Origin of the sequence: Comamonas sp. MYb69, assembly GCF_037479315.1 — a bacterium.
Lineage (GTDB): Bacteria > Pseudomonadota > Gammaproteobacteria > Burkholderiales > Burkholderiaceae_C > Comamonas.
The window spans coordinates 1-21,544 of sequence record NZ_JBBGZG010000014.1; the positions used below are offsets into that span (position 1 = coordinate 1).

Annotated in this window: 20 protein-coding genes, 3 tRNA genes and 1 pseudogene; 13 read left to right on the forward strand and 11 right to left on the reverse strand. The window is 58.4% G+C overall.

What is annotated here, in order from left to right:
- Positions 1-199: 199 nt before the first annotated feature.
- Both WH303_RS18130 and WH303_RS18135 read left to right on the forward strand, forming a co-directional pair.
- Positions 200-1,195, forward strand: coding sequence for an IPTL-CTERM sorting domain-containing protein (locus WH303_RS18130; RefSeq protein ID WP_339520166.1), 996 nt, complete (start codon positions 200-202; stop codon positions 1,193-1,195).
- Between the two features lie 263 nt (positions 1,196-1,458).
- Positions 1,459-1,543, forward strand: a tRNA-Ser gene (locus WH303_RS18135).
- 209 nt (positions 1,544-1,752) lie between these two features.
- Here the strand turns inward: WH303_RS18135 and WH303_RS18140 are convergent.
- From WH303_RS18140 to WH303_RS18170, 7 genes are all read right to left on the reverse strand, one after another.
- Positions 1,753-2,112 carry a hypothetical protein gene (locus WH303_RS18140; protein ID WP_182345822.1) on the reverse strand — a complete coding sequence of 120 codons (360 nt, stop codon included), beginning with the start codon at positions 2,110-2,112 and terminating at the stop codon, positions 1,753-1,755.
- Between the two features lie 283 nt (positions 2,113-2,395).
- Positions 2,396-2,701: a hypothetical protein gene (locus WH303_RS18145; RefSeq protein ID WP_339520169.1), complete on the reverse strand. Its 306-nt coding sequence runs from the start codon at positions 2,699-2,701 to the stop codon at positions 2,396-2,398.
- A 612-nt stretch (positions 2,702-3,313) separates the two neighbouring features.
- The gene (locus tag WH303_RS18150; RefSeq protein WP_339520170.1) at positions 3,314-4,075 is read right to left on the reverse strand and encodes a YoaK family protein; all 762 of its coding nucleotides are present in this window, start codon (positions 4,073-4,075) and stop codon (positions 3,314-3,316) included.
- Between the two features lie 33 nt (positions 4,076-4,108).
- On the reverse strand, positions 4,109-4,327 hold the full coding sequence (locus tag WH303_RS18155) for a hypothetical protein (protein WP_339520171.1): 219 nt from the start codon (positions 4,325-4,327) through the stop codon (positions 4,109-4,111).
- Positions 4,328-4,410: 83 nt separating this feature from the next.
- Positions 4,411-5,034, reverse strand: coding sequence for a heavy metal-binding domain-containing protein (locus tag WH303_RS18160; RefSeq protein WP_339520173.1), 624 nt, complete (start codon positions 5,032-5,034; stop codon positions 4,411-4,413).
- 62 nt (positions 5,035-5,096) lie between these two features.
- Entirely contained in the window at positions 5,097-6,371 is a 1,275-nt protein-coding gene (locus WH303_RS18165) for a tyrosine-type recombinase/integrase (RefSeq protein ID WP_339520175.1), read from the reverse strand.
- A 227-nt stretch (positions 6,372-6,598) separates the two neighbouring features.
- Positions 6,599-7,096, reverse strand: a complete 498-nt coding sequence (locus tag WH303_RS18170; protein ID WP_339520176.1) for a DUF1643 domain-containing protein — start codon at positions 7,094-7,096, stop codon at positions 6,599-6,601.
- Positions 7,097-7,177: 81 nt separating this feature from the next.
- On the opposite strand from WH303_RS18170, the gene WH303_RS18175 reads away from it, so the two are divergent.
- Positions 7,178-7,438 (forward strand): helix-turn-helix domain-containing protein, encoded by a 261-nt coding sequence (locus tag WH303_RS18175; protein WP_339520178.1) that lies wholly within the window; start codon positions 7,178-7,180, stop codon positions 7,436-7,438.
- Positions 7,439-8,388: 950 nt separating this feature from the next.
- Here the strand turns inward: WH303_RS18175 and WH303_RS18180 are convergent.
- Positions 8,389-8,802 (reverse strand): winged helix-turn-helix transcriptional regulator, encoded by a 414-nt coding sequence (locus WH303_RS18180; protein WP_339520180.1) that lies wholly within the window; start codon positions 8,800-8,802, stop codon positions 8,389-8,391.
- Between the two features lie 94 nt (positions 8,803-8,896).
- Between WH303_RS18180 and WH303_RS18185 the strand changes: the two genes are divergently transcribed.
- On the forward strand, positions 8,897-9,859 hold the full coding sequence (locus WH303_RS18185) for an aromatic alcohol reductase (RefSeq protein WP_339520181.1): 963 nt from the start codon (positions 8,897-8,899) through the stop codon (positions 9,857-9,859).
- A 159-nt stretch (positions 9,860-10,018) separates the two neighbouring features.
- On the opposite strand, the gene WH303_RS18190 is transcribed toward WH303_RS18185, so the two are convergent.
- The gene (locus tag WH303_RS18190; RefSeq protein WP_339520183.1) at positions 10,019-10,441 is read right to left on the reverse strand and encodes a DNA-directed RNA polymerase subunit alpha C-terminal domain-containing protein; all 423 of its coding nucleotides are present in this window, start codon (positions 10,439-10,441) and stop codon (positions 10,019-10,021) included.
- A gap of 651 nt (positions 10,442-11,092) precedes the next feature.
- Here WH303_RS18190 and WH303_RS18195 point away from each other — a divergent pair.
- From WH303_RS18195 to WH303_RS18210, 4 genes and pseudogenes are all read left to right on the forward strand, one after another.
- Positions 11,093-11,428, forward strand: a pseudogene (locus tag WH303_RS18195) (helix-turn-helix domain-containing protein); the annotation flags it as partial.
- Positions 11,429-11,731: 303 nt separating this feature from the next.
- Positions 11,732-13,696: an IPTL-CTERM sorting domain-containing protein gene (locus WH303_RS18200; RefSeq protein WP_339520185.1), complete on the forward strand. Its 1,965-nt coding sequence runs from the start codon at positions 11,732-11,734 to the stop codon at positions 13,694-13,696.
- A 273-nt stretch (positions 13,697-13,969) separates the two neighbouring features.
- Positions 13,970-14,059: transfer RNA gene (locus WH303_RS18205), tRNA-Ser, on the forward strand.
- A 15-nt stretch (positions 14,060-14,074) separates the two neighbouring features.
- Positions 14,075-14,151 (forward strand) — tRNA-Arg (locus tag WH303_RS18210).
- Between the two features lie 153 nt (positions 14,152-14,304).
- On the opposite strand, the gene WH303_RS18215 is transcribed toward WH303_RS18210, so the two are convergent.
- Both WH303_RS18215 and WH303_RS18220 read right to left on the reverse strand, forming a co-directional pair.
- Entirely contained in the window at positions 14,305-14,937 is a 633-nt protein-coding gene (locus WH303_RS18215) for a LysE family translocator (protein ID WP_339520186.1), read from the reverse strand.
- 92 nt (positions 14,938-15,029) lie between these two features.
- Complete coding sequence (locus WH303_RS18220; protein ID WP_339520187.1) at positions 15,030-15,854, reverse strand: helix-turn-helix transcriptional regulator; 825 nt, start codon at positions 15,852-15,854, stop codon at positions 15,030-15,032.
- A 316-nt stretch (positions 15,855-16,170) separates the two neighbouring features.
- Between WH303_RS18220 and WH303_RS18225 the strand changes: the two genes are divergently transcribed.
- From WH303_RS18225 to WH303_RS18245, 5 genes are all read left to right on the forward strand, one after another.
- Positions 16,171-18,546 carry a catecholate siderophore receptor Fiu gene (locus WH303_RS18225; protein WP_339520188.1) on the forward strand — a complete coding sequence of 792 codons (2,376 nt, stop codon included), beginning with the start codon at positions 16,171-16,173 and terminating at the stop codon, positions 18,544-18,546.
- Between the two features lie 63 nt (positions 18,547-18,609).
- Positions 18,610-19,290, forward strand: a complete 681-nt coding sequence (locus WH303_RS18230; protein ID WP_339520190.1) for a Fe2+-dependent dioxygenase — start codon at positions 18,610-18,612, stop codon at positions 19,288-19,290.
- Positions 19,291-19,421: 131 nt separating this feature from the next.
- Positions 19,422-20,069: a PepSY-associated TM helix domain-containing protein gene (locus tag WH303_RS18235; protein ID WP_339520191.1), complete on the forward strand. Its 648-nt coding sequence runs from the start codon at positions 19,422-19,424 to the stop codon at positions 20,067-20,069.
- Positions 20,070-20,103: 34 nt separating this feature from the next.
- On the forward strand, positions 20,104-20,625 hold the full coding sequence (locus tag WH303_RS18240; protein WP_027011134.1) for a DUF2271 domain-containing protein: 522 nt from the start codon (positions 20,104-20,106) through the stop codon (positions 20,623-20,625).
- A 33-nt stretch (positions 20,626-20,658) separates the two neighbouring features.
- Entirely contained in the window at positions 20,659-21,459 is an 801-nt protein-coding gene (locus tag WH303_RS18245; protein ID WP_339520194.1) for a DUF4198 domain-containing protein, read from the forward strand.
- Positions 21,460-21,544: the final 85 nt, after the last annotated feature.

Genomic DNA, 21,544 nt, shown 5'->3' on the forward strand with positions numbered 1-21,544 from the left:
CTTTACCATTCAGTTCGGAGACCGCATCTCCATCAACTGAAGCCCGTCCCGTTTACACAAAATATCGGACACGCCCCTTGTCGGGAGTGTGAGTCTCGGAGCTGGAGCCGATAATTTACAGGCGAGCGGGGGCGCAATAATTGGCAGCATATCCATGGGGGATGGTGATGACGTCATCACTCTCTCTGGGGACATTGATGTGACCCAGGTTCCCCTGTTCGATGGAGGGGCAGGCACGGACCAGTTCAATATTGATGGCATCAGCTTGCGTGCTTTCACTGCCAGTGCGAACAACCCCTCTCTTGGAGCCAACCTGACACTTTGGGAGACGGTTGATGTCCAAAATGGCGGGGCACTGCGTTTGACCGGTGATTTGTTCGATACTGCCAATACGGGTATCTTGAAGCTCTCCAATGCGGCATCAACCCTGGATCTGCAAGAAGGGACGACCGCGACAACCACTATCCATGGCGACTTTGATAGCGTCGGTGTGGCGAAGGTCGATACCGTGCTGGGAGACAGCAGCTCTGCCTCGGATGTTCTTCATATCACAGGTGGTACAGCAGGTTCCACCGTTTTGCAGGTTAACAACCTGGGTGGAACGGGTGCGCTTACTACCGGCAATGGCATCCTGGTTGCGCAGGTTGACGGAAGCTCTTCGGGTACGTTTGCCTTGCCCGGTGGGGCACTGATAGCAGGTCAGTTTCTCTATTCTCTCCAGAAGATTGGCAACAACTGGTACCTGCAATCCCAGGCTAATACGGGCACGGTACAGGTGTCCAAGACGGTCGTGGGCCCTGAGGGTGCTCCAGCATTTAGTGGCAGCATTCCGTTCACGCTCACCTGTGTCTCGCCCGACCTCAGCCAGCAAGGCAGCATCGCCGTCGTGAACAATGCAGGCGCAGCCGATCCGATCACGGTTACTGCTGGCAGCACCTGCTCAGTAGCAGAGGGTGCGTTGCCTGCTGCGCCCAGTGGTTATGGGTGGGGAGCTGCCACGCTGCCCGCAGCGACTGGGCCTGTGCCATTGGGAGGCAACTTGACGCTGGCCATCACAAACACGCTCGTCAAGCAGAACACCCCGACTGCGATCCCCACACCAGTGCCTTCGCTCAGCCAATGGGCACTTGCACTGCTGTCCTTGGTTATGGCCGGCTTCACCGCGATGGGCTTGCGCCGCTCCAGAATGCGCTGACCTGTTGAGGGTGGAGACTGCTCGTTGCCCCAGGTGGTACTCGTCAGCTCCACCCCTCCAACTCACCCATCCCTGGTCTAGCCAGGGTAGTAGCTACAGAGACCCAGGCACCGGAGAGCATCTTCGCAGTGCTTGCCCGTCACCAGCCGCCATGGTCCCCGTGCTGGTGATGGGCACCCTCTTGTACATCACAATTTCCAAGAAATCTGCGTTTCTTCCCGAGACCCGCAAATTGCCTGCTATAATTTCAGCTTCGGCGCTGCGGAGAGGTGGCAGAGTGGTCGAATGTACCTGACTCGAAATCAGGCGTACGTGCAAACGTACCGAGGGTTCGAATCCCTCCCTCCTAGTTAAGAATTTATGAAATACGGGCCCATGTGGCCCGTTTTGCATTTCTACCTTCCAGGTTACCTACTGTGATCCTGGGCATATGGGAGTATCACTGGGAGTATTTGCAGCGTCCTTGCTTATCGCATATCCGGATATCGCTGTATTTAATATAGCACCCGATGTTTTGGGTGCCGTCTATCTTTCGGCTTATCCTGCATTCTTTACGATTACATGGTCATAGTCGATTCGACATCGCTAATTTTGCGGCGAGCCAGTGCGAGGTTAGCGCGGCTCTTATCGAGTACGTAGTAAATGAACACGCCATCGACCTTGTGTGAGGGGCGCAGGACGTGATACTGCTTGCCCAATGTAATCAAGATATCGTCAATCTGTTCATTGAGGCCGAGCGACTTCATTGTTTTGACCTTGGCGCGCATGACTTCGGTGTTGCCAGCTGCGGCCAGTTCCATGTCGATGCCTGAGCCAGCGCTGGCCAGGGTCATCCCGCTGGTGTAGTCGACGATTGCTGCGCAAGTTGCGCCTTCGAGAGTCATCAGTTCGTTCAAGCTGTCTGTAAGGTTTGCCACAATTAGTCCTATCAATCTGGAGTGTGATCTGATCTGATCTTGGTGATCATTTCTGATCGATTGATCATAGTTGATCAGATCTGACTTTCTCTGATGGATGACCTTAGTTTACAATCTGATGTCGGGTGATTTGATATCGATGCTTGACTTCTGATGCGGAACCACCTTGTGCTCATCCAGTATTGACGGGGAATAGGTCAGCAGTCGCATCACCTCGATAAATATCATCGATGTTTAATGATCTCTGATGGGTAATGGCATTATTTTCCAGTAGCGATCTGGTTCACTTCTTGCTGCCAATAGCATTTGATAGCAGTTCATTGCGCCATCCTATGATTGTTTTGCGATGCTCTTTATTTCCGATTGCAAATTGAAGCAGATACTCGAAGCTGTCAATGCCCAGAAAATTCGCATATTCAATGAGAATGTTAGCCGTTTCAATGTGTTGAAGGTCAGATATTTTTATTCCTAAAATATCTGCCATTTTTTCAGACCTTTCTTTCACTTGAGTCTTTGCGTGGGGGTGGTGCTTAAGGAATCGCTGATAGCCGAGCTCAATTTGTTCTTTGGTCAATAGTTCGTAAATCATTGATCTTGCCCGGTGTCGATAGTGCTTAATTTCGGTTAAATAACATTTGCAAATAGCTATTTGAACGCTCCGTGCAATGCTTGCTCCGTCATGCTTACTTTATCGTGACATTGATCTGGGCCGTTGGCTTGTTGTCTGCACCTATGATTAGTTAACATTTTCGCGGGTTGCCAACCATCCCATGCGTATGTCGTGCTCCTGAAGTTACTCCTCGTTCACTAGACCTCATCCGTGCAATGATTACGCTAGTCGCTATCATTTAGGCAATGGAATTATCCTTGGCTTCGCTTCACTGCCGCCAAGCAATACGTTGTCTTGCCTTCATCTTTGATCGCGTAGCAAGCGCCCATGACCTGCCCCGTAGATGCGACTCATAGGCTGAAAATTGAGAATTAATGAAATATGGGTGTATATGGATAGTGTGGCATTTCTATTTTCCAGCTCACCTACGGTGTTGCAGTGTTTGGCGTTGCCTCCTGAAGCCATGCTCCGAGATGGCAAGCTTTAGAGCCTGATGGTTGACCTTAAAACTCTCTATCTTTTGACCTTCCTTCAGTACGAGAGGTGCTCAGGCAATTTGAAGTGCTATTGTATTTGTGCGTTACTATATTTTTAGTTGTTGGATGTAATCTGGCTCTTAATTTTATTCACGTCGCGAAGCAATGGCGGGATAGATAATGTGAGTAATAGTGCGGCCAACGGGAGAACAAAAATGAAACCGAAGAACTTAAAGCCAAGAGCGCCTGTACCGCCTCCAACTATGAACATCCCAAGCAAACCTAAAGACACATGGAGTCTCCGCCAATTGTGTTGAACTCTTCGGGTCTTTTTAGAGCTCATACGGGTAATGAACATTATTTTTCCAAGTTCCATGCCCAGGTCAGTAATGTTTCCAGTCATATGCGTGGTCCGGATGCTTCCGCCTGATGTCTTTGACCCTACCGCGTTTTGTAGGCCCATCATGAATGAAAGTAGCAAAACTGTAAGTGGTAATGCGAAAGGAGTGTTCCAAGTAAGCGTAACAGTACCAATCAGGCCGAAATTAAGCATCATCAATGCCTCCAGTAATAAGGGGATTGCATACACACCGTAAAGCCCGTGCTGACGCGCCCAGTTCACCAGAAAAGAACAGGTTGCCGCTCCTATCATGAACGCTATGATGGCTCCCGTTGCGTTCAGTAGCAGTTTGTTGTCACTGAGTATTAGGGCGTCAGCCAACTGCGATGCGAATCCAGTCATGTGAGACGTGTACATGTGCAAGACAAGGAAGCCGCCAGCATTTATCGCACCTGCGTTGAAGGCCAGTAGGAGGCCGAGAGCTATATTTGTTGATGGGGAGCGATGCCGGTTAGTGAGGTGACGCAGCCTGCGCATGTCTAGGCTTCCATGAATTAGATAGTTCTAGTATCACTTATCTCGGTGTTGAGCCAGACACGCCTTGCGTGCATCCTGCTCCTTGATCGCGTAGCAGTTACTGCGCGTCCCCTTGATCTCTGCCATGCACTGATTGCGCTTGTCGCCATCCTTGATTCGATGGCAGTACCCATAGTCCCTCTTGACCACCGCCAGGCAGTACGCCCGTTTGTCCCCATCTTTGATCGCGTAGCAATCGGAGGATGCAGCCATGACCTCCCCCATGGCCAATATCGCGGCGGCACACGGTAGGGCCAGGAGGGTATTTCTCGCTATACCGGAGATTCGGGCTATCCTCATGTCCGGGTACCTGCTAGATCTGCTGTGCAATGCTTGCAGCGCACAGCATCCCGCTTGATCGTCTCGGCGCAGTAGGGGCATGCAATGGTGTCTGACTCATTGATGATGGCGGTTCCCCATGCCTCGACATAGCCCGCTGTCGAATGCGTCTTGTCCTTTTGCTCATAGCGCACATTGATGATGGCATTGCCGCCTAGTGCCAGCGTCTGCTCTCTCAGGCGTTGCGCGGCATCTTCTTGCGTGAACTTCTGCTCGAATGGCGTCCATCGCACCAGTTTGATGTGTACTTCCGATAGCGTGCGGTAGTGACCATCCGGTGCCTTGGGCAGTATTTGGACGTCAATCGTTCGCGCACCGCTGGCGTTGGTAACGACGGCGCCGTCCGCCACCTCGGACCATCCCGCCTTTGCATAGTGTGCTCGGACGATGCGCTTAGCGATGAACGGGTAGATGAACACCCATGACACGCCACCCGTGAATACCGCAATGACTGCCGCAATCGCCGCTTGCAGCCACATCTGTTTGTAGGCCAGATAGATGGGGCCGAGTAGCAGCATCCATAGCCATGTGGCTTCCCCGAATTCTTCAATGTGCCCGCTGGCTGGATTACGAAATCGCATGATGTTTCCTTTTCTATTTGTGGATCAGATGTGTTGATTGACCGGTGTTGTGGCCGGGTTTTTTAGTTGGCGCTTTCGGTCGCGGTCGTAGGTTTTATTGCCGCAGGTTGCCCGAGGGTATGACCGTCGGTCATGGCGTAGCTGCCCCAGTCCTGCATGAGTGCGTGGCGCTTTTCCAGCATGTCTCCGCGTCGATACGCGGCTTCCACCTTGCTCGCGACGGTGTGTGCGAGGGCCATCTCCGCGACCTCATTGGCGTACTGCGTTTTCTCGGCGCACCAGTCACGGAACGTAGAGCGGAATCCATGCGGCACGGCGTCCACATTCAGGCGACGGAGGACTGCAGTTAGCGTCATGTTTGAGAGCGGCGCTCCCGTCTCTGGATCGGCACTTGCCCGGTAGCCCGGGAACACATAGAGGCACGATGCAGGTACGACCTCGCGTTGGTTCTTGAGGATCTCTATCGCTGCATCTGACAAGGGGACGCGGTGCTCCTTATGGGCCTTCATCCGCTCGGCTGGGATCGTCCATACGCGGTTGGCAACATCGATCTCATCCCACCTTGCTCCCCGCACTTCGCCCGACCGTGTTGCCGTCAGGATCAGGAACTGCAGGGCCAACGCGCCATTGCCTTCCTGGCTTCGCAACTGCACCATGAACGCGGGTAGATCGGCATAGGGCATAGCACGGTGGTGCACCGTCTTGGTAACCTTTGCTGGCGCCGGTAGTAGCTTGTCCAGGAGTCCCTTCCAGCGCGCCGGGTTGGCATCCTTGCGATAGCCCCGGGCCACTGCCCAGTCCAGTACCGATTCGATCCGGCCCCGCACCCGATTGGCTGTTTCCGTCTTGGTGGTCCACATGGGCTCGATCACCCGCAGCACCATCTCTACATCGACTGCTGCCACTGGTACCCTGCCCAGTACAGGATTGGCGTAGGTAGCGAGGGATGAGCGCCACTGCGCCACATGCTTGATGTTCTTCCAGCCCTTCTCATGCGCGTCGATGTACTTGGTAGCGGCGTCTGCGAACGTGATGGCTCGTTGCATCTCCTGGGCCAGTTGGGTACGTAGGCGCTGTGCGTCGGCTACTGGATCGATACCGCGTGCCAGTTTGAGGCGAGCTTCGCGTGCCAGGTCCCTGGCTTGGGCGAGGGTGACCGAGGGATAGGACCCCAGACCCAGGTCGCGACGGCGGCCGCCCACCTGGTAGCGCAGCAGCCAGCTACGCGATCCGTACATCGTGACGTTCAGCACTAGGCCGCGCACGCCTCCGACGTGTGTCGATCCCCTCCGCCAGATGTTGGCCACCTGCTGGGCTCCTAGTTCCTTAGCGGCCATAGGTACCACCTCCGGATCGGGTGTTTGCAATCTCAATGGGCATGTCCTGCTTGTCCTTCTCGTGTGCTGTGATGGGTAGATGGACAAAATTTTCAGCAGCGTTTGCAGCGGTCGGAAGGGGGGTAGCCGCGGGCGTGCCGAGCCCTATGCGGACGATGGCACTGCAGGAGTTTTCTTGCGAGGATTCGGTGCGAGGCCGACCAGAGATGCAGGGCGTGTGCCGCGGACTAGTCCAGCGTGTAGGGTTGGAACTTCCAGTCGTAGTTGAGGCGGCTAGGGTGTCTTGGATGGCCGCTGGCGGTGGGCTCGCCGAACATGCACCACTGCGGCGAGAGCTTTGCGACCCGCGCATACAGCTCATCCCGAGCCTTCAGGAAGTACGAGCGCCGCACCACAGTCTCACCCCACGCAGCCCATAGCATTGGGGTCTCGTACTGCGCGATCAATTTTTCCATCTCATCGAGATTGCGGGCGTAGGCTTCGGCATCAGCTCGGGTGGGTAGAGCACTCCAATCAGTGGCTCGCACGGGGTAGAGGTTGAGCATCACGAATCCGTCGTATCCGTTGAGCGCGGCGACCTTCTGCACCCTGGCTACGGTGGGGTCAGATTTTTCCTGCGTGGCCGTGCTTGGATTGAGGCCGATAGTGATCAATGGACGTGTGCCTGATGTGCCCAGGGTGTAGCGCCATTGGTCGTTTTGGTCTGCGTGGTAGAGGTCGTACATGGGCTTTCTGGACATCCTAGAGTGCAAAATATACGAATTAGTGTTTATGTGAATTAGAGCATAACACCGAGAGTTGGAGGGGTGAAGACCCTAGCCCAGCACTTTGGAGAATTCGTACGAGACAAGCGACTTGAACTTGGATTGAGTCAAGTCGAGTTTGGTGAGAAGTGCGGCTTCTATCAGACATACCTCAGCCGTATTGAACGAGGTCAGGCGAACCCTACCTTGAATGCGATGGAGGTGATTGCAAACGGCCTTGGTATTTCAGTTTTCGAGATGTTTGAAGCGGTTGGGGTCGCTGTGAGCAATGCGCAAGTCAAGCCTTCCCGCAAGCGCATTTGAGCTAACCAGGGGCTGAAGGTATTTGGCTCGCTTTGAGCCTGTCAAAGCTTGGCTGTCTCCGCCGGTGTATGCGGGATGGCTTGAACGCCTTAAATTTTCATCCTTCAATCGAGACACCCTAATCCCGCCCGGCTACCCCGAAATTCGGGTGGGTGTGTACCGTTCTAGCGGTGCCAGGCCTTGCTAGCTGGCTTCGGCATGCGACGTGGTACCGAGGTGAGTTTCGTGGGCGCTTGGACTATGGGGGTAGCGGCTAGTTTTTCCGTGCAGCGTTTTGGTACCACTCCGTGCCACTTTGGCACTATCGCGGGTCGATGGCTCCTATGCTGTGGCCTTTGATCTGAGCTTGGGTTCCTGCTGCTACCCGTTCACATTCCTGCATGGACCCTACCACCCCGGTCCCCCCCCCCCCTCCCCCCCCCCCCCCCCCCCCCCTTTTTGGGGGGGGAGGGCGGGGGGGAGTTCGGGTCGTGGGTTTGGAGTGGGCTGCCATTGCTCGGCCTACCATGTGTCTGCGTCCGACACCCCAGCGCCCCGCCCGCCACGACGCCCCCATAGGGGGCTGTCGGGCGGGGCGCGGGTGTCGGGCATGGGATCGTAGACCACGTTTCCGGGGTGTTGGGTTGGCTTCTGTATGCTGCTTTGCTCGTGGTTGAGCTTCGGCATGCGAGATGGTTCCGAGACGAGTTTTGTAGGTTCCTGGACTATGGGGGTAGCGCCCAGGTTTCCCCTGCTGCGCTTCGGTACCTCTCCGTACCACTTCGGGACTATCGCAGTTTGATAGTTGCTTGCAGCTGCACTACACTTCCGGAATATATTGCGACATTCGAACTGATCATCCCGCCCGGCCCCGCAGGGGTTGAGGGCGGGGCGGGCTGTCCGGTAACGGCCAGTAGCAGCCGTCGGAATGGCGACCTGGTGGACCGCTTATCAGTCGGCACCTCGGCAGGCTATGAATCTGCATCGCGGTGAAGGGTGTCAAACGTTTGCCTAGCTTCTCGAAAGTGGTCTGCATTTTCGACGATCCATGTCCACAGCGGCACCATGCGCAAGAGCAGCTCCAAGCCGGTTTCTGACAACTCGTACTCCACTCTAGGTGGCACCTCTTCAAAGTCATGGCGGAGCACCAAGCCATCACGTTCCAGTAATCTCAGTGTCAGCGTAAGCATGCGTTGGGTGACTCCGTGCATACGTCTGCCGATCTCCGCGTGGCGCAATTTGCCATACACGCCCAGCGTGTGAAGAATGCCAAGTGACCAGCGGTTTCCGGCGTGTGCAAGCAGCTCGCGTCGCACCCCATCGTCATCGTCCCGCAGGCCGTCGCAAACGGCTTGCGCGTGTTGCAGAATTTCGTCTCTATTCACTGTGGTTTTGCTCCCGGTATCACGCGTGTGCCTTCTTACATTGACTGCGATGAGTGGCTAGACTGGTCCAACTCACATTTTGTTTGGCTATACGATGAACCAATCAGATCCTAACGCTAATTCTCAAAACATCCTCGTCCTCGGTGCCGGTGAACTGGGCCTGCCGGTGCTCCGCAACCTCGCGCGCCGCGCCAAGAGCGTGGCTGGTGCCAAGATCAGCGTGCTGCTGCGCACCAGTGCCGTGAAATCCTCCGAGCCTGCCAAGCAGCGAGATATCGCGGAGATTCGAAGCCTTGGCATCGAAATCGTCCTGGGTGATCTTGTGAATAGCTCCATCGATGAGCTTGCCTTGGTTTTCGCGCGCTTTGACACAGTGATCGGCTGCGTGGGCTATGCCGCCGGTATCAACACACCGATGAAACTGGCGCGAGCAGCGTTACAGTCTGGCATTCCTCGATACTTCCCCTGGCAGTTCGGGGTCGATTTCGACGTGATCGGTCGCGGTGGTCCACAGGATATTTTTGACGCTCAGCTCGACGTGCGCGAGCTGCTGCGTAGCCAGAACCAAATGGAATGGGTCATTATCTCCACTGGCATGTTCATGAGTTATCTGTTCGAGCCCGAGTTCGGCGTCGTTGACTTGCAAAAAGATGTAGTTCACGCGCTGGGCAGCCTCGACACCGCTGTAACTTTGACCACACCCGATGATATCGGCGCACTGACAGCGGAAGTGATGTTCGCACAACCGCGTATCCGCAACGAGATCGTGTACCTGGCAGGTGACACGGTTACTTATGGCGAGGTAGCGGACAAATTAGAAGCAGGTCTTAACCGCTCTTTCACCAGGTCGATATGGACTGTGCAGTACCTACTGGATGAGTTGGCGCGCGATCCACAAAACATGATGAGCAAGTACCGTGCTGCCTTTGCCCAGGGCCGAGGCATGGCGTGGGACAAGAGTGGTACCTTCAACCAGATCCACAGCATTCCGGTGACGGATGTGTCTTCTTGGATTAATGCAAACCTCGCATCTCGTAGCTCGAACGATGGGCTTTGAGGCACATGTTTCTGGAATAGCAGGGAGCTCTAGTGGCTTACCTCGATCTGCGGCAATTGCTCCGAAGCCAACGCATGCTAATTGGAGATGAGTGTCAGCTATGGGTCGGCAGCCGACTTTAAGCACTGATGTTTGTTAGCTAGCTGAGATGCGTTCTGCCTAGTCCTTTTTACGCTCATGAAGGGTATCCTCGATCTCCCGGAGCTTATGGATGCCGAGACCCCTAATTTTTAGCAGCACCTTGGGCTCCCTTGCAAGCAGTTGCTCAACGGTAGTGATCCCACCACGAGCCAAAGCTTGAACCGTTTCTGGGGCGAAGACACCGTTAAGAGATGAGCCTTTGATGTGGCGTACGGCCGAGTAGATCCGCGCTGGGATGAAGGACTTGCCCGGGAAGAGCGCAGCCTCTATCTGCTTGAACCGGAACATGCCCATCCCGCGCATCTTCAGCAGTTCGCTCGGATAGGCACTACGAACTCCCTCAATCGTATGGATGCCATTCCGTTCGAGAATCGTCTTCACTCGCAGCGGTAGTTGGTCGCCTATAGGTGTTTCGGATATTGACGTCTGAGTATTGGGCATGTCTGGCATCCTGGATGGCAGTCCCCGTCATATGCAAGCTTCAATTTTAATCGTCATTCAGGGCGCTGATGCATATGACACTGGAGGTCTTAGCCAAGACTGCTGGTGCGCGTTCTCTTAGGGTCGTGACAAAGAAAAGCCACCCGTGAGGGTGGCAAAGGCTGTCGATAAGAATGCCGACCCTGGTGGGGCAGGGATGCCGTGCAATTTCATTGAGGGAGGGTGTGGGAGGGCACGGCGTCGGCAAAACCAATGCGAGGATATTAGCGCAAGAATGCTGTGATGCAACGCGGGGTATCTTTATAGCGACGTTTCCGAGCAGCACCTGTTTCGTTGTCTGACGCCTCACCGTCACTACCGGCCCGGCGTGCGAGGCTGGGCCGAGAGGAATTTCTTTGGAGTTTGGACTATGAGTGTAGCGGCTAGGTCTTTCGTGAATCGCCTCGGCACCTCTCCGTGTGGCTTCGAGGCTATCTCAGTTTGATAGTTGCTTGCAGCTAGCCTACACTCCCGGAATATATTGCGACATTCGAACTGGTCGCCCCGCCCGGCCCCGCAGGGGTTGAGGGCGGGGCGGGCTGTTCGGTAACGACTGTGAATTCAACTGGTCAATGCAACACAATATCTGCCTAAGGCTGAAGGAGTGTTTGTATGAAGCAAAGACCGCGGATTTACTACACCGAAGCTCAGAAAGCGCTGATGTGGGATCGCTGGAAAGCAGGCGATACCTTGCACGAGATCGGCAAGCTCTTTGACCGGGCGCACACCTCAATCCACACCATCCTAAGTGCAACGGGCGGCATTCGCCCGCCAGCCAGGCATCGGTCTCGCTTAGCGTTAACGATGTCTGAGAGAGAAGAGATCTCCCGAGCATTGGCTGCTGGCGAATCGATTCGCTGCATCGCCAGACGCTTGAGACGAGCTGCCTCCACCATCAGTCGCGAGCTGCTGCGCAATGATGGCAGAACTTGCTACCGAGCGGCTAAGCCTACGCTAGTTGAGGACGGGATTGGTGCAACAACGCTACTTGCGGGTATACCTATTTCTTTCAGAGGACCTCTGTGAATGTATTTCACTAACTAGAGGCCAGATTTTCGAAATAAATTTGGAATTGTTTGCAGTTGTTGTTATACATAAACCCTCAATTTTTTATGTCCGCATCCTAAACTGTTCCACCAATCATCTTGCAAAGGACTTAGTTGGATGTCTTCTCCGCCCGCTCTTCTACGCTCTAATCTTCGGTCTCTCTCATGTGTCGCAAGCATTGTTACAAGTGCGGTCCTTACGCCTTTGGCGCAAGCTGCCTGCATTGATAACGCTGATCGGGCGCAAGCCACTGGGGGCGACAGTTGCATCGCCACAGGCAGCAGCTACACCGGTGCCAGCAACGCCAACAACACTTTGTTGGCCAACGATGCAGGTAGCATTCTTACAATTCCCAACAACGTAGTCGCCAATGCAAACAACGTTGCATCGAGTGGCGGGCAAGGAGTTGTAACGGCTATAGCCAATGGACAAATTGTGGCGCAGGGCGCAGTGACCGTTGTGCAGCGGGGAGCAACCAATTCCTATGGCATCTCGGCAGGGGGGCAATCTGGCACCGGAGGCACCATCAACATAGGCGGTGATGTGAACGTCACCATGGCAGCCAATGGCGCAACACGCCGTGCCATCATGGCCAATGGGTCAACCGGGCTAGTGGTCATTGGTGGTCACACTGTGCTTCGCCATACTGGCGCAGGCGCACATCGGGGCCTGAGTGCCGAGGGTGGTGGCACCATTCGATACAACAGCGCCAACATCGACTTTGGCGCCCGCCCGGCAGCACCTCCCGACCCAGGTGCGCCGAGTGACCCTGGGGCCACTGGCATCCGCGTGCTGACAGGAGATGCCCGGCTGTTAGGCTCCGGCAACACTCAGATTCGTGTGGATGGCGCGGGATCGGTGGGCTTTCTCACCAATGCAAATGCACAATCTACGATCAACGGTTGGCTGCGTATAGACGTAGGCAGCGGGGGCGCTTCAGCCGCTAACATCCAAGGCAACGCGACCCTTAGTATGGGTCCTGATTCGGCACTTAATCATCCGACAGGTACTGCGGTCAGCATCTCCAGTGCCCATATTTCGCCACTGGTGGCAGGAAGTGGCTTGGCGATGACGGCGGTGACTGGATTCGCTTATTCAGGCGCCATAAGTCCTACTACCAATTTGACAAATGCCACCGTCACTGCCACCACCTTATGGAGTGCCGCGACGGGCGCGCAGCCCAGCTTCCGAGCCAGTGGTGGTAACTACACTGGCACCAGCGTGCAGGACTCTGCCAGCGCTCTGACAGTAACTCTAGCCGACGCTGCCGTTTGGAACCTGACTGCAGACGCCTCGCTAGCCTCCCTGAATTTGGAAGGCAATGGCACTCTTGCTGCAGCCAGCGCCTCGCGTACCGTGATTGGTAATGTGAACAATATCTCAGGTTTGGTGGACCTCAGCGGCACTACGCCGCAAACCGGTGACACCTTCACCGTAGATGGCGGGCACGCGGGCAGCGGCGGAACTTTGCGTCTCGACACCGCCCTCGGCGACTCCAGTTCTCCAACAGACCAGATACACATTACTGGCGACACCACTGGTAATGCCCTGCTGGATGTGCGCAACCTAGCCGGTACGGGCGCCGCAACCACGGGTGACGGAATACTGGTAGTGCAAGTTGATGGAAACTCGGATGGGACATTCGCACTGGCAGGAGGCGCGGTGGTAGCGGGCCAGTATGCGTATCAACTGCGGAAGGTGGGCAACAACTGGTACCTGCAATCCCAGGCTAATACGGGCACGGTACAGGTGTCCAAGACGGTCGTGGGCCCTGAGGGTGCTCCCGCATTTAGTGGCAGCATTCCGTTCACGCTCACCTGTGTCTTGCCCGACCTCAGCCAGCAAGGCAGCATCGCCGTCGTGAACAATGCAGGCACAGCCGAACCGATCACGGTTACTGCTGGCAGCTCCTGCTCGGTAGCAGAGGGCGCGTTGCCTGCAGCGCCCAGTGGTTATGGGTGGGGAGCTGCCACGCTGCCCGCAGCGACTGGGCCTGTGCCATTGGGAGGCAACTTGACTCTGGCCATCACAAACACGCTCGTCAAGCAGAACACCCCGACTGCGATCCCCACACCAGTGCCTTCGCTCAGCCAATGGGCACTTGCACTGCTGTCCTTGGTCATGGCCGGCTTCGCCGCGATGGGCTTGCGCCGCTCCAGAATGCGCTGACCTGTTGAGGGTTGGGACTGCTCGTTGCCCCAGGCGGGACCCGTCAGTTCCAACCTTCCCAGCTACCCGGCCCCGGCGTTGCTACTAAGATGGACTGTGACTGCTGAGACAAGCGTTGCGACCCTTGCTTGCCCTGTCATGGCGGCAGCCCATTGCGGGCCGCAACGGCTCCATGACCGTGCTGACCAACTTCCAGCACATCAATTTTTCAGAAACCCACGTTTCTTCCCGAGACCTCCCAATTGCCTGCTATAATTTCAGCTTCGGCGCTGCGGAGAGGTGGCAGAGTGGTCGAATGTACCTGACTCGAAATCAGGCGTACGTGCAAACGTACCGAGGGTTCGAATCCCTCCCTCTCCGCCATAGCATCGATAATTAGCGGCTGTAGCTCAGCTGGATAGAGTACTTGGCTACGAACCAAGGGGTCGTGGGTTCGATTCCTGCCAGCCGCACCAAACGTCAAGCCTCAGAGTAGAAATACTCTGAGGCTTTTTCGTGTTTGTGCCATGCGGCGCATGGTTGGTCCTGTTGTTCTTTGATTTGAAGGTCTCAAGGGCGCTGCGGGATTGGAGATCCCGCTCAGACATAGCCTCCCGCAATTCAGGCCCTCAACCCAGCCCCAGCGCCGCGATCACCCCGAGGGCCAGCACGATCAACACCCCACCAGAGATGCGCTCCAGCCACGGCAGTGCCTGCGCAAAGTGCCGCAGCACCGCCGGGTTGCCGATCAGTGCGGCAATCAGCAAGTCCCAGAGCAGCACGATGCTGAACATCCAGCTGCCGTACACCAGCTTCCAGCCCACACTGGCATGCGGGCCCGTCAGCATGGCGGCCAGGCTGGCGTAGAACAGCGCATTCTTGGGGTTGAGAATGCCCGAGAGAAAACCCATGCCGGCGGCGCGGCGCCAGCTGGTGCGGGCAGGCGCAGCCTGGCCCGGGCTGACCGCAACACCCAGCGCGCTTTTACCTGCATGGCGGATAAACAGCAGGCCCAGGTAGAGCAGGTAGCCGCAGCCGGCCAGCTGCAGCAGGGTGAACAACTGGCTGCCCGGCTGGAGCGCGGCGACACCGGCAAAGGCCATGACGATAAACACGCCATTGGCCAGCGCGATACCAAGGCAGGCGGCGCCAGCGCTGCGCCAACCGCTGGCCAGCGAGGTGCGGGCGATCAGAAAAAAATCAGGACCGGGGGAGAGCAGCGCCAGAAAATGGGCTGCGGCGATCAGCAAAAACTCTTGCATGCAAAAGGACCAGGCGGGGGATGGCCTTGCATGGTGGCGGCTGCCGCATGCCTTGTATTGAACGAAATTGCAGCGCTTGCTATGGGCTACGACTAATGGGTCTTGCGAAAGCAGCCCGGCGTGACGCCGGTATGCGCCTTGAACACCCGCTGAAAATGCGCCTGGTCGGCAAAGCCCAGCTGTTGCGCCACGGCGGCTATGCCATCGGGCCCGCGCAGCTGCTGCTTGGCCAGATTGATGCGCTGGTTGAGCTGCCAGGCATGGGGCGCCATGCCCGTTGCCTTGCGAAAGGCGCGGATGGTCTGGTAGCGGCTCATGCCTGTCAGGGCTGCCAAGTGGTGCAGTGGCACGCTGGCGCAGGGGCTGGCGCGCAGGCAGTCCAGCGCCGGGCGGATCTGCCGCGCCAATTGCGTTGGTACCGCTAGGGCGTGGATGTGCAGGCCTTGCTGGCTGTCGAGGTCGCCGATGAACTCGACCAGGCTGGCTTCCTTGTCGGCCACGTCGGCCTGGGAGAACAACTGGGCATTGAGCTGGCAGAAGCGCTGGTAGCGGGCCGGGTCATTGACGATGCGCACTGGCTCATTGGCCATGCTGGCCGGGTCGGCGTATTCCTCACGCAGCGCCTGCAGCCAGGCGGCATCGAGGTGCAGCATCTGGTAGCTCCAGGCGGCATCGGGCGCAGGGTTGCAGGCATGCACACGCTCGGCCGGCACAAAGACCAGGGCGCCTGGCGACAGCCGGACGGGGCCGGCCTCCGCGCCGGTGAAGACGCTGTGGCCGCCATCGACCGCGCCGATGGAAAAGCTCGGGTGGTGGTGCGGCTTGTAGCAGGCCCGGCTCTGGCTGGCGCGGCGGCTTTCCACAAAGGGCAGGGCCGGGTCGCGCCAGAACGCCTGGGCCGGATGAATGACTGGCATTGTGGAGGACATGCAATGGCTTTGACAGGGTCTGGGCTGAGCCAGGCGGGGATTCTCGCATGGCCGCACCTCGGCGACCGCAGCGCCTGCTGCCCCCGTGCGATGGAACGACTGGCGTCGTCAGCAGCGATGCCAGGTCATCGGTCTGTTGCCCCATCGCGACAGAAGGCGGGGTTTGGCGAAAGCTAAGTGAAATTAATAACGAGAATCGTTATCATTGCGAGTTAGCGCTTGCTCATGTTCTGCGGTCTGGACGGGTTTCTTCCTCCAAGCCGATGGATCTGCAAGCGTTTTCTTTACTTTGCTTTCCTCGTTTATGACAAAACCAAATACATATATCAAAAGTCGCAAACATGGAGCTGCTGTTCCTGCCCCTACGGCAGGACTGGTGGCTGCGACTGCCATCGCGGTACTGGGTATGCCGGCTTTGGCGCAGAACGCACCCGCGTCCGCGCCCGCACCAACCGTGACGTTGAAAGAAGTGACGGTGGAGGCGCCGCGTGAGACCGGCTATGAGCCCAGCCAGCTGTCCTCGCCCAAGTTCACCCAGCCCCTGGTGAACACCACGCAGACGATCTCGGTGGTCAAGGAGCAGGTGATGAAGGAGCAGGGCGCCACCACCCTGACCGAAGCGCTGCGCAATGTGCCGGGTGTGGGCACTTTCTACGCGGGCGAGAACGGCAACACCAGCACGGGTGATGCCATCTACATGCGCGGTTTTGACACCTCGAGCAGCATCTATGTGGACGGTGTGCGCGACGTCGGCGCGCTGTCGCGCGATGTGTTCAACACCGACCAGGTCGAAGTGACCAAGGGCCCCGCCGGCACCGATTACGGCCGCAGCGCGCCCACCGGCGCGATCAATATGGTCACCAAGCAGCCCAACATGACCGACAGCTTTGGCGGCTCGCTGGGCTTTGGCAGCGGCAGCTACAAGCGCAGCACCATCGATCTGAACCGCAGCCTGAGCCACGAGAACGGCACGGCATTCCGCCTCAATGCGATGGTGCAGGATGCCGGGGTTGCTGGCCGTGACCAGGTCAAGAACGACCGCTGGGGCCTGGCGCCATCGTTCGCCTTTGGTCTGAACACCGATACGCGCGTCTTCCTGAACTTGCTGCACGTCAAGCAAAGCAATGTGCCCGACGGCGGTGTACTGACCATGGGCCTGCCCGGCTACAGTGCGCCCGACCGCAGCAACTACCCCGGCTACCGCAACTTCCTGAACAGCGCATCGCGCGTGGATTCGAGCAATTTCTACGGCACGGCCTCGGACCACGACGATGTGACCGCCGACATGGCTACCTTGCGCCTGGAGCATGACATTGCGCCCGGCACCACCTTGCGCAACACCACGCGCTGGGGCCAGACCAAGCAGAACTACCTGCTGTCGGCCTTCATGGCCACCGGCTATTCGCAGAACGCCACCACTGGCGCCTGGACGCCAGGCTCCTTGCTGACGCCCAATCCGGCTGATCCCGCCACCTGGACGATGTCGCGCAACATCAATACCAAGGACCAGGTCAACCGCATCCTGACCAACCAGACCAACCTGACCACGGCTTTTGCGACCGGCTCGATCAAGCACAGCCTGAGCACCGGCCTGGAGCTGACGCGCGAGGAGCAAACCAACTACGGCCTGGCGACGACGGGCACGGTACCCACGGTCAGCATCTACAACCCGGATTCCAGCGTGTCGCTGCCTTCCTATTCGCGCAACGGTGCGGACAGCAAGGGCACGACCGACACCGTCGCGCTGTATGCCTTTGACACCTTGCAGTTCAATGACCAGTGGCAAGCCAACATGGGCCTGCGCTGGGACCACTACAAGACCAAGTACAACGCAATGGCCGTCTGCACGGCCACCTCCACCACCCAGCCTTGCGGCGCCAACCCGGCTGGCACCGTGGTGCCCACCACGTCGGATGGCCTACAGGCCTCGGGCAATCTGCTGAGCTGGAAGGCCGGCCTGCTGTACAAGCCCGCACCCAACGGCAGCGTGTATGTGAACTATGCGCTGTCGCAGCAACCACCGGGCGGCAGCAACTTTACGCTGTCTGCGGTGGGCAACAATGCCGGCAATCCCAACCTGGCACCGCAAAAGGCCAAGACGGCGGAAGTGGGCACCAAGTGGGAGCTGCTTGACAAGCGGGTGCTGCTGACCGGCGCACTGTTCCGTACCGAGATCACCAACGAGATCGTGACCGACTCCGATGGCTCAGTGAACCAGACCGGTAAGAAGACGGTGCAAGGCCTGGAGCTGGGTGCCACCGGCCAGATCACCCCCGCCTGGGGCGTGACAGCGGGCTACACCATCCAGAACACCAAGGTGGCCACGGGCGCCAACGTGGCGCAGGACGGATCCAGCGGCCTGACCTACACGCCCAAGAATGCGCTGTCGCTGTGGAGCAGCTACCAGTTCTCCTCGGGCCTGACCATCGGCGGTGGTGCACGCTACTCCAGCGGCCTCAAGCGCGGCACCGATGGTGCTGTGGGCACGCCCAACTTTACCGAGTCCTACTGGGTGTTTGACGCACTGGCCAGCTACCGCATCAACAAGAACGTGGATATCCAGCTGAACGTCTACAACCTGTTTGACAAGCGCTATGTGGCGGCCATCAACAAGAGCGGCTACCGCTACTTCCCCGGTATTCCACGCTCAGCGCGCGTGACGGCGAACTTTAGTTTCTAATTCGTCTTTTTGGGTACCAGCCCCGCGTCTGCCGGGGCTTTTTTTCATGGAGGAGCTCTCACCATGATGCTGCACATTCCCCATGTACTCACGCGCGACGAGGTGGCCGCCATGCGCGCGGCCATCGACGCTGCCGACTGGATAGACGGCCGTGCCACGGTTGGCAGCCAGGGCGCGCAGGTCAAGCGCAACCGGCAACTGCCCGAGAACTCACCCGTGGCGCTGGAGCAGGGCCGCATCATCCAACGCGCGCTGGCGGCCAATACGCTGTTCTTCCAGGCCGCGCTGCCCGCGCGCACGATGGCGCCGCTGTTCAACCGCTATGCGCAAGCCGAGACCTATGGCCTGCATGTGGACGGCGCTGCGCGCCGCGAGGCCGGACAGGCGCAGTGGCTGCGCACCGATGTGTCATCGACCTTGTTCCTCTCCGACCCCGAGGACTATGACGGCGGCGAGCTGGTGGTGGTCGATACCTATGGCATGCACGAGGTGAAGCTGCCTGCCGGTGACCTGATCCTCTACCCCTCATCCAGCCTGCACCGGGTTGAGCCGGTCACGCGAGGTGAGCGGGTCAGCTCGTTCTTCTGGACCCAGAGCCTGGTGCGCGATGATGCGCGGCGCACGATGCTGTTTGAACTGGACCAGAGCATCCAGCGGCTGCGCAACCAATTGGGCGAGACGGAAGACACCGTCGCCCTGACGGGCCACTACCACAACCTGCTGCGCATGTGGGCGGAGACCTGAGCCCTGCCCATGTCTCCACTGGGTAAAGTATTTGAAAATGAGAGTCATTAGCATTTATTTTCCTTAGAATCCCTGCTTTTGCCCGGCGTAGGCATTCGCCTCTGCCGGGTCCGAAACCTGCCTCTCTCCGCATGAAAGCCAACGCGTCTTCCTCCTCGCAGCGGGCCTACTGGCTCAAGACCTTGCATGAATGGCACTGGGTCAGCTCCGCCATCTGCCTGGTGGGCATGCTGCTGTTTGCGGTGACGGGCTTTACGCTCAACCATGCCGGGCAGATAGAGGCCAAGCCCAGCGTGGTGCTGCGCGAGGGGACCTTGCCCGCGCCGCTGCTGCAGGGCCTGCAACAGGCGGCTGCAAGCCATAAAGAGGCCGCAGACACGGCACAGGCGCTGCCCGCCGATGTGCAAGGCTGGCTGCGCGCAGAGCTGGGCGCCGACACCCGCCAGCGTGCGGTGGAGTGGAGTGAAGACGAGGTCTATGTGGCCTTGCCCCGGCCAGGCGGTGATGCCTGGGTGCGCATTGCGTTGGGCGATGGGCAGGCCGAGCATGAATCCACCGACCGGGGCTGGATCTCCTACTTCAACGATTTGCACAAGGGCCGCCATGCGGGCCTGGCCTGGACCTGGTTCATCGACATTTTTGCGGGCGCCTGCCTGGTGTTCTGCATCACCGGTCTGTTCATTTTGCAGATGCATGCAGGCCGCCGCCCCATGACCTGGCCCATGGTGGGCCTGGGGCTGCTGGTCCCGGCGCTGCTGGCGCTGCTGCTGGTGCACTGACGACACCCGCACCGACTTTTTCTGAGGAGAGCACATGACAAGCACTGTTTCGCGTTTCACCGTGGCCTTGACGGCGGTGGCCGGGCTGCCGGCCGTTGCCGGTGGGCTGAATGTCGGCGTTGAGCTGCCACGCCTGGAGGTGGCCGAATACCACCGCCCCTATGTGGCCATCTGGCTGGAGCGCGCCGATGGAACAGTGGCAGCCAACCTGTCGGTCTGGTATGAGGTGAAAAAGCGCGATGCCGAAGGCGCCAAATGGCTCAAGGACATGCGCCAGTGGTGGCGCCGCACAGGCCGCGAGCTGAGCGTGCCCATTGATGGCGTGACCCAGCCGACCAAGCCGGCAGGCAAGCATGCGCTGTCCTTCTCCGAAGGCAGCAACCCGCTGCCCAAGCTGGAGCCGGGCCAGTACAAGCTGCAGATCGAGGCCGCACGCGAAGTCGGTGGCCGCGAGCTGCTGAGCATTCCTTTTGAATGGCCCGCCAAGCAGGCCACCAGCCTGTCGGCCCAGGGCAAGACGGAGCTGGGCGAGATCAAGCTCGAACTCAAGCCCTGATCCAACACACCTACATTTTTGAGGAGAGTCCCCATGTTTTCTGCCACCCGTATTGCCGCCGCGCTGGCGCTCAGCTGTGCCGCCCTCGGTGCCCAGGCCCACAGCGTCTGGATGAAGCCTTCGAGCACCGTGCTGTCCAAGGCGGACTGGGTCACGGTCGATGCCGCCGTGTCCAATGACATGTTCTTCTTCAACCACCGCCCGCTAGGCCTGGACAAGCTGGTGATCACCGCGCCCGATGGCAGCACGGTGGAGCCCAAGAACGCCCACAAGGGCGAGCTGCGCAGCGTGTTTGACCTCAAGCCCGAGCAAGCGGGAACCTACCAGCTGGCCATCGTCAACAGCGGCGTCATGGGCTCCTACAAGGATGCAGCCGGCCAGATGAAGCGCCTGCGCGGCAGCGCCGACGAGATTGCCAAGCAGATCCCCGCCGATGCCAAGGAGGTGCGCGTGGCAGAAAGCATCAGCCGCATCGAGACCTTTGTGACCATGGGCAAGCCCAGCCCGCTGCGTTTGAGCGGCAAGGGCCTGGAGCTGGTGCCTGTCACCCACCCCAACGACCTGGTCGTCGGTGAGGAAGCCACCTTTGCCTTCCACGTCGATGGCAAGCCGGCGGCCGATGTCGAAGTGGTGCTGGTGCCCGATGGCAAGCGCTACCGCGATGCCGTCAACGAGATCAAGCTCAAGACCGATGCGCAGGGCCACGTCAAGGTCAAGTTCCCCACGGCGGGCATGTACTGGCTGGATGCGGACGTCAACGACGACAAGACCTCGAACCCCATCGCCAAGGAACGCCGCCTGGCCTATGTCGCCACCCTGGAAGTGCTGCCTTAAGGCGCGGTCGCCGGTGACAGCAACACGGACAAGCGCTGGCCTGATCGCGGAGCGGCTATGAGCACGGCACCGCGCATCCACTATG

What these genes read in the sequence shown, in the direction of transcription:
- WH303_RS18235 (WP_339520191.1), top strand. Translation starts at nt 19,422, where the DNA reads ATGAAAGCCAACGCGTCTTCCTCCTCGCAGCGGGCCTACTGGCTCAAG.
- WH303_RS18155 (WP_339520171.1), bottom strand. Translation starts at nt 4,327, where the DNA reads ATGGCTGCATCCTCCGATTGCTACGCGATCAAAGATGGGGACAAACGG.
- WH303_RS18185 (WP_339520181.1), top strand. Translation starts at nt 8,897, where the DNA reads ATGAACCAATCAGATCCTAACGCTAATTCTCAAAACATCCTCGTCCTC.
- WH303_RS18170 (WP_339520176.1), bottom strand. Translation starts at nt 7,096, where the DNA reads ATGTACGACCTCTACCACGCAGACCAAAACGACCAATGGCGCTACACC.
- WH303_RS18160 (WP_339520173.1), bottom strand. Translation starts at nt 5,034, where the DNA reads ATGCGATTTCGTAATCCAGCCAGCGGGCACATTGAAGAATTCGGGGAA.
- WH303_RS18215 (WP_339520186.1), bottom strand. Translation starts at nt 14,937, where the DNA reads ATGCAAGAGTTTTTGCTGATCGCCGCAGCCCATTTTCTGGCGCTGCTC.
- WH303_RS18165 (WP_339520175.1), bottom strand. Translation starts at nt 6,371, where the DNA reads ATGGCCGCTAAGGAACTAGGAGCCCAGCAGGTGGCCAACATCTGGCGG.
- WH303_RS18225 (WP_339520188.1), top strand. Translation starts at nt 16,171, where the DNA reads ATGACAAAACCAAATACATATATCAAAAGTCGCAAACATGGAGCTGCT.
- WH303_RS18245 (WP_339520194.1), top strand. Translation starts at nt 20,659, where the DNA reads ATGTTTTCTGCCACCCGTATTGCCGCCGCGCTGGCGCTCAGCTGTGCC.
- WH303_RS18230 (WP_339520190.1), top strand. Translation starts at nt 18,610, where the DNA reads ATGATGCTGCACATTCCCCATGTACTCACGCGCGACGAGGTGGCCGCC.
- WH303_RS18190 (WP_339520183.1), bottom strand. Translation starts at nt 10,441, where the DNA reads ATGCCCAATACTCAGACGTCAATATCCGAAACACCTATAGGCGACCAA.
- WH303_RS18220 (WP_339520187.1), bottom strand. Translation starts at nt 15,854, where the DNA reads ATGCCAGTCATTCATCCGGCCCAGGCGTTCTGGCGCGACCCGGCCCTG.
- WH303_RS18240 (WP_027011134.1), top strand. Translation starts at nt 20,104, where the DNA reads ATGACAAGCACTGTTTCGCGTTTCACCGTGGCCTTGACGGCGGTGGCC.
- WH303_RS18145 (WP_339520169.1), bottom strand. Translation starts at nt 2,701, where the DNA reads ATGATTTACGAACTATTGACCAAAGAACAAATTGAGCTCGGCTATCAG.
- WH303_RS18150 (WP_339520170.1), bottom strand. Translation starts at nt 4,075, where the DNA reads ATGCGCAGGCTGCGTCACCTCACTAACCGGCATCGCTCCCCATCAACA.